General features: G+C 42.2%; 7 protein-coding genes. 2 read left to right on the forward strand and 5 right to left on the reverse strand.

What is annotated here, in order from left to right:
* The 4 genes from ppk1 to AB7U21_RS08090 form a co-directional block, all read right to left on the reverse strand.
* Positions 1 to 1,996: polyphosphate kinase 1 (ppk1, locus tag AB7U21_RS08075; protein ID WP_428388190.1), on the reverse strand; the 1,996-nt coding region annotated here is incomplete at its 3' end.
* A 203-nt stretch (positions 1,997 to 2,199) separates the two neighbouring features.
* The gene (locus AB7U21_RS08080; protein WP_428388192.1) at positions 2,200 to 3,891 is read right to left on the reverse strand and encodes a CHAD domain-containing protein; all 1,692 of its coding nucleotides are present in this window, start codon (positions 3,889 to 3,891) and stop codon (positions 2,200 to 2,202) included.
* 146 nt (positions 3,892 to 4,037) lie between these two features.
* Complete coding sequence (locus AB7U21_RS08085) at positions 4,038 to 4,205, reverse strand: hypothetical protein (RefSeq protein WP_333787464.1); 168 nt, start codon at positions 4,203 to 4,205, stop codon at positions 4,038 to 4,040.
* 7 nt (positions 4,206 to 4,212) lie between these two features.
* A complete protein-coding gene (locus AB7U21_RS08090) occupies positions 4,213 to 4,380 on the reverse strand; it encodes a DUF362 domain-containing protein (RefSeq protein WP_428388195.1) in 168 nt (55 codons plus the stop codon).
* A gap of 181 nt (positions 4,381 to 4,561) precedes the next feature.
* Here AB7U21_RS08090 and AB7U21_RS08095 point away from each other — a divergent pair, with 181 nt between their 5' ends.
* Both AB7U21_RS08095 and pap read left to right on the forward strand, forming a co-directional pair.
* Positions 4,562 to 5,866 (forward strand): MgtC/SapB family protein, encoded by a 1,305-nt coding sequence (locus AB7U21_RS08095; RefSeq protein ID WP_333788411.1) that lies wholly within the window; start codon positions 4,562 to 4,564, stop codon positions 5,864 to 5,866.
* Positions 5,867 to 5,890: 24 nt separating this feature from the next.
* Complete coding sequence (pap, locus tag AB7U21_RS08100; protein WP_428388197.1) at positions 5,891 to 7,378, forward strand: polyphosphate:AMP phosphotransferase; 1,488 nt, start codon at positions 5,891 to 5,893, stop codon at positions 7,376 to 7,378.
* Positions 7,379 to 7,386: 8 nt separating this feature from the next.
* On the opposite strand, the gene AB7U21_RS08105 is transcribed toward pap, so the two are convergent.
* Positions 7,387 to 8,634: a CYTH domain-containing protein gene (locus tag AB7U21_RS08105; RefSeq protein ID WP_428388199.1), complete on the reverse strand. Its 1,248-nt coding sequence runs from the start codon at positions 8,632 to 8,634 to the stop codon at positions 7,387 to 7,389.
* Between the last annotated feature and the right edge of the window lie 216 nt (positions 8,635 to 8,850).

Here is an 8,850-nt window from a genome sequence, read left to right on the forward strand (position 1 = left end):
TTCTCTTTACATATTTGTTGTCCTGCTCTTTATTAATAATACGAGCTTTGGTATTATCGGCAAACTGGATCTCCATGAATTGCTTAAGTTCTTCCTGTATAGATCTGTCGTAAACAGGCACTGCTACTTCCACTCGCCTGTCCAGGTTACGCACCATCCAGTCTGCAGAGGAAATGAAATATTTCTCATCGCCATCATTACAGAATATGAATACCCTTGAATGTTCCAGATACTTATCCACTATACTTGTGACCTCTATGTTTTCGCTAAGCCCCTTGACTCCGGGAACCAGAGAACATATACCTCTGGTTACCATCCGGATCTTAACGCCTGCCAGGCTTGCTTCGTAGAGTTTTTCTATCATCCTGCGGTCCACAAGATTGTTCATCTTCAGGTACATATAAGCCTGTTTTCCGGCCTTTGAATTCCTTATCTCCGTATTGATCAGCCGATAGATCTTGTTGCGCATGTAGTGAGGTGCAACGATGAGGTGATCATAACTGATATGCTTGTATGTGTGCTCAAAGAAATCGAAAAGGTGTTTCACTTCGCTGGTTATGGAAGGATTGGATGTGAGCAATGCATGATCACTATAAACGTGAGCAGTAGACTCATTAAAATTGCCTGTGCCTATACACGCGTATGTCACCGGGATCTCATTTTCTATCCTTGTGATCTTGCAAAGTTTTGCATGTACCTTCAGTCCTGGAACACCATCTATAATGGTAGCTCCCGCCTCTTCCAGTTTCTGCGTCCAGAAGATATTTGCCATCTCATCGAAACGCGCCTGCAGCTCGATGACCACTGTTACGGATTTACCGTTCTTCACAGCATTGATGAGGGCATTCACCACATTTGAGTTCTTAGCTACCCTGTAGAGTGTCATCTTAATGGTGGTGACGTTAGGATCAATGGCCGCTTCTCTTAACAGATCGATCATATGATCGAAAGAATGGTAGGGGTAACAGAGCATTACATCTTTGCTGCGTATTACTTCCAGAATGCTGCGGTTAACTGGAAGATCGGGATGTCTTATTGGCTTGTTTTTTTCATATAAGAGAGAGCTTTCACCCACGTCCGGGAAGTTCATGAAATCCCGTGCATTGTGGTATCTTCCTCCGGGAACTATATTTTCAAAGTTCTTCATTTTCAGGCCATCAAGTATGATGTTCAGCAGGTCTTCCGGCATTTCCCTGTCATATACAAATCTCACAGGTTCCCCTCTTTCTCTTTGCTTGAGACCCTCTGAGATCTTTTCAAAAAAGCTTTTCATCACATCGTCTTCAATATCGAGTTCAGCATCCCTTGTAAGCTTGATGGTGTATGCACTTATGGAATCATAATCAAAGATAGAGAAAATGTTTGAGAGGCCAAAACGTATCACATCATCCAGCATTATTATATACTGGGTTCCGGAGTCCGATGGTAACGGAAGAAAACGGGGTAACACATCTGCAGGTACTTCTATCAGGGCGTAGTTGAAATCCTGTGGGTCCCGATACTTGTACATGGCAACTGCCAGGTATACGGCCTGGTTCTTTAGATAAGGGAATTTTTGAAGTTCCCGGAACATGACAGGTACAAGCCTGGGACGCACTTTGGAAATGAAGTATTCCCTCACAAACTCCTGCTGCTGCTGAGTAAGTTCAGTTTCATTGATAATGAATATATTTGCTTTTTGAAGCTCTTTTTCTATCTCTGAGAATACATCATCGAACTTGTCTCTCAGCTGCAATACTCTTTTATGGATAAGTTTCATTGTTTTTTTTGGTGAATCTCCTATCGTTTCACTGGATTTCACACCGGCATCGATCATTCTGTGGACAGTTCCCACTCTCACACTGAAGAATTCATCCTGGTTCGACGAGAAAATGCCTAGGAACTTCAAACGTTCCAGTAATGGCAATGAAGGATCTGCTGCCTCCTGCAATACCCTTTCATTGAAAGAAAGCCAGCTCATCTCACGGTTAACATATTTGACTATTTTATTCACCATCTAGATCACAATATATAATTTAAATCACATTTAAATTTTCCAATTACCATATGCTCCACCACGCGAGCACAATTTCGTGGGTTGCAACCTAAAGGATATTGTCACAAAATATTGGTTCCCTTATAATAACATTTTATACTTATTAGCAATAGCTCTACATACATGTATATATTTTCTATATTATTCTAGACTAAATACCCTTTTCAATTCTGGTATAGTTCGGCTATCACATTTGAGAACCTGACCCCAAAAGCCGGGTCCATTACTTTTGCCCATACTTCTGGAAAAGCTTCAAGTAATTCAACGACTTCATTCTTACGGTATTTAAGATAATTTTCGACCCCGGGGTCTGATAACATCATATTTTCTCCGGCTGTCTTTCCTTCTCCAGAACCCCATTTCCCGCATTTCAGGTAGTTCTCCAGTAGTTCTATTGCAACAACTGCATCATGAATATCACCTAGATTGTCCTGCAGTGCTTTGAGGTCTTTGACAAGGTCTTTTGTTTGTTCCCCCAGTACTTCCTCGAAGAATTCCAGTGTATATCTTAGGATCTTCACATCTATGCGCAAAGCATGCAACATCTCAAAGGAGGTTTCATCTTCGTGTACCAGATCATCGTAGGCTCGCACTTTAGCGAGCTCGTTATACAAAAGAGAAGGGAGCACATCCCTTACTCGGTGGGGCAGGGATCTGCCGTCCCGGTCTACCAGTGATTCTTCCCATTTTCCCCCTTTTTCCAACACTTTTGTGAACTTGAGCTTGAACTTGTCATATTTGGTGCTGTCAAGATGCAGCAGCATAAGTCCTCTTGCCTTGTCCCTTTCTATCAGAAGAGTTCCAGCAAGTTCGTCCAGTTCTGAAGTTCTCTGTTGGGGAAGTGATCCTATATAATGTTGTATCTTTTCCATGAACACATCCAGGTCGCGGACAGCTCCAAGGGATCTACGCGTAGCTTTTATGTTCCTGAAAACAGGCTTCATTGTATCCATATCCAGATGACCATTGAATACCTGCAACACAGAACGCATGCGCATAGCTGCGACCCGCATGTCATGCAACTCTTCTATATCCTTACCCAGCATTGTGCCACGTTCATGTTTTATCATCCGTCCAAAATGGAATCTCAGGATCTTATGAGCGGCTTCCCTCATGTGGTCGTCTTTTTTGATGTCAGTTCTTTTCATAGACAGGAAGTTCTTGACATCAATTACAGCGACAACTCCCTTTTCAATTATATCGGTTGTTGTTGCGGTTTCTTCTATTGTTTCAGGTGGCTCAGGGTTAAGATCTATCATTGTTTCCGGGAACATTGTTTCAGGAACGCTCTCGGTTGCTGTTCCAGTTTCACAGGTTTTACTTTTTTCTGTTCCATCTGTAATTATATCGGCATCACAAACAAACATCTCATTTTCGTGACATGTGGAACTCCATCCGGAAAATTCGTTTGCCGGATGTATCATCTGAGATACCATCATACTGCTAAGGGCTGCAGTTAATTGTTTTTCTCCAGAAGACATAGTATCTATACTATTGATATTTGCGGGTTCGGACCTGCAATGGATGGGGTTCGGAACATTCCGGAATTGTTGCAACATGATGTCGCATAAAAGCAGTAGAATTCCTGCACCATAAGCAAGTATTACGTATGCCACTTTAGGATAGAACCAGGCATCAGGATAAAGAAGGATAAAACCAAGGATACCTGAAGCGGATAAGATCGAACCGAATGTTAAAAGAAAGCCTGTATCTGGTTTCAGAAGAAAGAGCAGGTTCTGACCCATCAGAATAAGCAGAATACCTGTTCCTGCAAGCCCCAGGGACAGGACGATCTGCCCAGGTCCAGAAAACCGGTTAATGCTTTCAAAAATTGCATATAAGATTGCTGATGCCATGCATACCAAGCCTGTAATAATCAGGAAAAGCATGGTTCCCTTAGAATTGGATTTCTTCCCCTCTCTGTCCATAAGTACTCCTATGTTCCCTGATAATTAAAGTTTTGTGCACGAATAAAAATAAAGTCTTGAGGAAATGCAGATTGTTAAGGCTTAAGACGTTTAAGTTTCCGTAAAGTGTCCTGTATTATCTTCTTTTGTCTTTCAAGTAGTTTTAGTTCTCCTTTCACCATGCGGCTTTTTGGAGCAGTTCCTTTGTGTTTTTTCATTTTCTTGCGGAAAGACCTTATGTTCGCTTCCACATCCAGTTCCACTTTTTTCTTATCCTTCAGTATAATGTACAGGGCAGACTTTCACACATTTGCCACAGTAGATGCACATGTGGCCATCAATAATTGCTTTACCTTTGGACATGGAAATGGCATCTGCCGGACATCTCTTAACACACTTCTTACAGGCAATGCATTCCTTCTCCAATATCCAAGGCATATAGCATCTCTTACTTAATACAGCAGATAAAGAAAATACCCTTACAAATCACATTTCTTGTGATACTGTTTCTTACTCCCCATCAATGTAATTTGTGCTTAGCAAATAAAAATCTATAGAAAATATATTATATATAGGGCATAAGATATATTATTATTCTAAATATGTATGAGAAGGAATTATGCAAATAATCGACATAATTAATAATATTGGACTTGACCCTTTCCTTGTAAATTTTTTCCAGAAACTGGGAGTTTCTCTCATGATAGGGATACTCATCGGGATTGAACGCGAGCACTGGAGAACCAGCAAAAAGATCTATGCAGGTGTAAGAACCTTTACCATTACATGTCTTATCGGCATGCTAGCCACATTCATGCAACCTTACGTTTCCTTTGACATACTTCTTATAACTACTATCTTTATGTTTTCTTCCTGCGTTCTTATAATCTACTCAGTGAACATAGTCTATGGGCGTTCCGGCCTCACAAGCGCTATTGCTCTCTTTTTTACATACCTTTTAGGCATCCTGGTAGGCAGTGGCATGTTCCTGGTGCCAATAGTTTCTGCTGTTGTCCTCACATTTGTCCTAATTGAGAAAAAACCATTGCATGCATTAGCAGAGCACCTTTCTGAAAAAGATATTTCCGGAGCACTGAAATTCCTAGCAGTGGTTTTCGTCCTATATCCCATAGTACCTGCAGAACCCGTATATGATGTGCTGAATCTCAAATCAGCCATTCTCATCGTTGTCCTCGTGTCTTCCATTAGTTTTGTAAACTATCTATCTCTCAAAAAAATGGGTTCAAAAGGAGGTATAGCTTATTCCGGGCTTCTGGGAGGTCTGGTCAGCAGTGAAGCTACCATTGTAGCACTCGCAAACATCTCACGCAGGAGGACCAACCTCACAGAGAATATATACATGGGCTCAATGCTGGCGGTCATATCTATGCTTATCAGGGACATTGTCATAGCTATCATTGTGGACACCAGCGGGAGAACTGCATTGCTTATGCTTCCTCCCTTCTTAATGATGGGACTTGTTACAGTGATGCTTGTACTCTTTGAAAGGCAGAAGATAGAAGTCACCCAGGAAACACTTGAGATTGGATCACCCTTTGCCTTGGGTCCTGCTTTTAAGTTTGGTTTGATCTTCGTTCTTTTCCTTTTACTGGCAAACACCGCCAACAATTTCGCCGGATCCGCAGGCACCTATGCTACAGCTTTGGGAGGTCTAGTGAGCAGTGCAGCAGTTATTGCATCTGTGACATCTCTTGCACTTGGTGGTAATATCTCCTATCAGACTGCTGCGGAAACTGCAGTAATGGCAAGTATTATAAGCACATTGACAAAGCCTGTATTTATAAAAATAACTGGTTCCAAGGAGTTGTTCAGCAGATCCCTGAAACCTTTTATATTGATAGTTATTACCGGAAGCTTAGCCCTCATAGCCTGGAGCATATTCCAGCTTGGGTTATTAAGATAAACCAAAATTCCAAGGGTTGATGATATGCTCAAGAATGTTGATCTTTCTCTATCTATGAGTAAGGAGGAGTACAAGTCCCGGATAGATGATCTGTACATCCGTATAGGAGAACTGCAGCGTAAAGCCTGGAAGATGAAGATACCGATCATCATAGTGTTCGAAGGATGGCATGCCTCAGGCATGGCAGAGATCATTAATCGTTGTCTTCTGGGGCTAAATCCAATGGGTTTCAGGTACCATGTTACAGCAAAACCAACCTATGCAGAGCTCAAAAAGCCTCTTATTTGGAGGTTCTGGCGGGATATACCTGCATATGGGAGCATTGCCATCTTTGACAGGAGCTGGTACAGCCGGGCTGTCATAGAGTATTTTAACAGAAAAGGGAACAATGAACAATTCGAGCATTGTGTTGAAAGGATAAATGTTTTTGAACGTCAGCTTGCAGATGACGGTTACCTCATAATTAAGTTCTTTATGCATATTACCAAGAAAGAACAGCAGAAAAGGTTCCGCGAATATGAGAAGAAGGTCATACCCCTCTGTGTTGTTGATGAGGAACTTGACTATCTTAATGAATATGACAACTATCTGCCTTTCATAGACCAGATCCTTGAAAGCACACACAGAGAATATGCTCCCTGGACAATGATAGAGGCCGAAGAATTTAATCACGCAACAGTAAAAGTGCTTTCTAATGCCATACGCATGATGGAAGAACATATCGACAAAACCATAAATGAACCCTTTAAGACTTTCAAGGATACGGTGGGCAAGAATGCGATGAGCAGCGCGGACCTTTCAGCTCCCAGACTTTCACAGGCAGATCTTTCCCTGAAGGTCGAAGAGGATGAATATGAGAAAAAAAAGGACTTCTATCAGGAAAGGCTGGGTGAGCTGCAGTATGAACTGTTCAAACAAAATATTCCGATGGTAGTTGTCTTTGAAGGCTGGGATGCTGCAGGCAAAGGTGGTAACATAAGGCGTATAGCCAGGAAACTTGATCCCAGGCTTTACAGTGTGGAACCTGTGGGAGTACCCAATGATATTGAAAAAAACCATCACTACTTATGGCGTTTCTATAGGGAAATACCCGAAGCCGGACATATAGCCATCTTTGACCGAAGCTGGTATGGAAGGGTGATGGTGGAGAGAGTGGAGGGCTTTTCTACGGAAGAACAATGGAAGCGGGCATACAACGAAATAAATGAGTTCGAGGAAATACTGGCAGATTTCGGGACGATCATAGTAAAGTTCTGGTTGCACATAGACGAGAAAGAACAATTGAAAAGATTCAAGGAAAGAGAACGCACTTCTCATAAACAGTGGAAGATAACCCCTGATGACTGGAGGAACAGGGAAAAATGGGGTGAATATAGTGAAGCAGTGGATGAGATGCTTTTAAAGACACATACTACTCATGCTCCCTGGACAATTGTCGAAGCAAATGATAAAAAATATGCAAGATTAAAGACCTTAAAGACACTTGTGGAAACCATTGAGAAAGAGCTGTAGTTCGCTAGTCAGGGATTCTGTTCAGCAGCCTTGAAAGTTATTTCATGGTCATACAGGATCCTCCATAGATCACTTTTCTCATCAGCTCTTGCAGCATCTGTGTATGAACCGGGGCCATGCACTGTGATCAGTACTTTCTTTTCCTCTATAATGGCCTCGTTTAGCCGTGAATCCATGCGGCTGTAATCTAATCCGTCGGCAATGCGTATGAGTGCGGCCAGCTTGAGCGTATCCTCCTGTATCTGCGCTGACATTTTTCCGAATGGCTTGAGCTGCAGTTTCTCCAGTTTTTCCCTGTTCATCTTCTTCTTGTGCAGGAAAGTTGTCCACACTGCAACTGGCCAGAACCTATGAGCCAATTCTCGGGGAGGAGAACGCATCAGGATATCCCTGCCAGCCTTATGGTGGTCTGCCATGTTGGTGTAAACTCCCACATCATGTACCAAGGCAGCTATCCATATTACCCTGCGATATTCTTCTCCCAGGCCATGTACCTCTTTCAGTTCATCGAAAAGCCTGAGAGCATTCTCTGTCACCTTTCTGGCATGCGCCCTTTCAACATGATGGATTTCAAAAAGTGTCTGGACAGATAGAGGCTTTGGATAAAAGTCCATATCTTCTTCAGGGACAGTTTCCTCTTCTGTTTCTTCCATCAATTGCAGGGCACGTTCGAACTTGGAGGGTGGGTCAGGGAAAAGGCCGTATTCTTTTGTAAGCACACTCATCAGCTTCTCCAGGTCCTTCTCATTTCCATCGGAAAGCATCTCCACTTCTATTTCCAGATATTCCAGCTTTTTTTCCCAGACCGTTATCAACACATCATCCAGGATAAGCTCTGCCACATGCTTCTCCTTATAAAAGGCATTTCTTACGTTCTTTGTATGGGATACATTGAATAGCGGCATAAGTTCGCTTTTTCCCACAATACCGGTAAGACATTCTTTCATATCCTGATCGTTCCATTCTTTAAATGGGATGTCCTGTTCCAGTAAGCACTCCATTTCTTCCCTATGCCTTACACCATTCTTCCGTATCCCTCCAAGGGATCTTATTGTGTATACTATACCCTTTTCCTTTTGCCTGCGCCGCAGGTAATATCCATTGGACATTATGGCCATGTCCACGGTGTCCAGATATGTGTCTTCCAGCCTGTTCTGGGTCGCAGCATCAAGTAAAAAAGGGCCTATGTTCCAAGCAGAGATGAAAATATCAAAAATATCCTTTTCAGGAACTAAAAATTTAGCTTCTGTTTCCATTCAGTACCATAAAATTATTTGTTTTTTGGTACTTAGCGTTTACTAAAGAAAAAGAAACTGGATCAAAAAAGCCTGATCATTGATGTCAAAAAAAGAAGGCAGGGTCTTAAGCCCTGCACTGATCCTGTTATACATATTGGTACAGTTCTTTAGTTTCATGTTCAGAGAGCACGTTCCTCAGGTCCAGTAGGATAAGCAACCTGTCATCAAGCTTCC

Source organism: Methanomethylovorans sp. (genome assembly GCF_050177135.1).
Lineage (GTDB): Archaea > Halobacteriota > Methanosarcinia > Methanosarcinales > Methanosarcinaceae > Methanomethylovorans.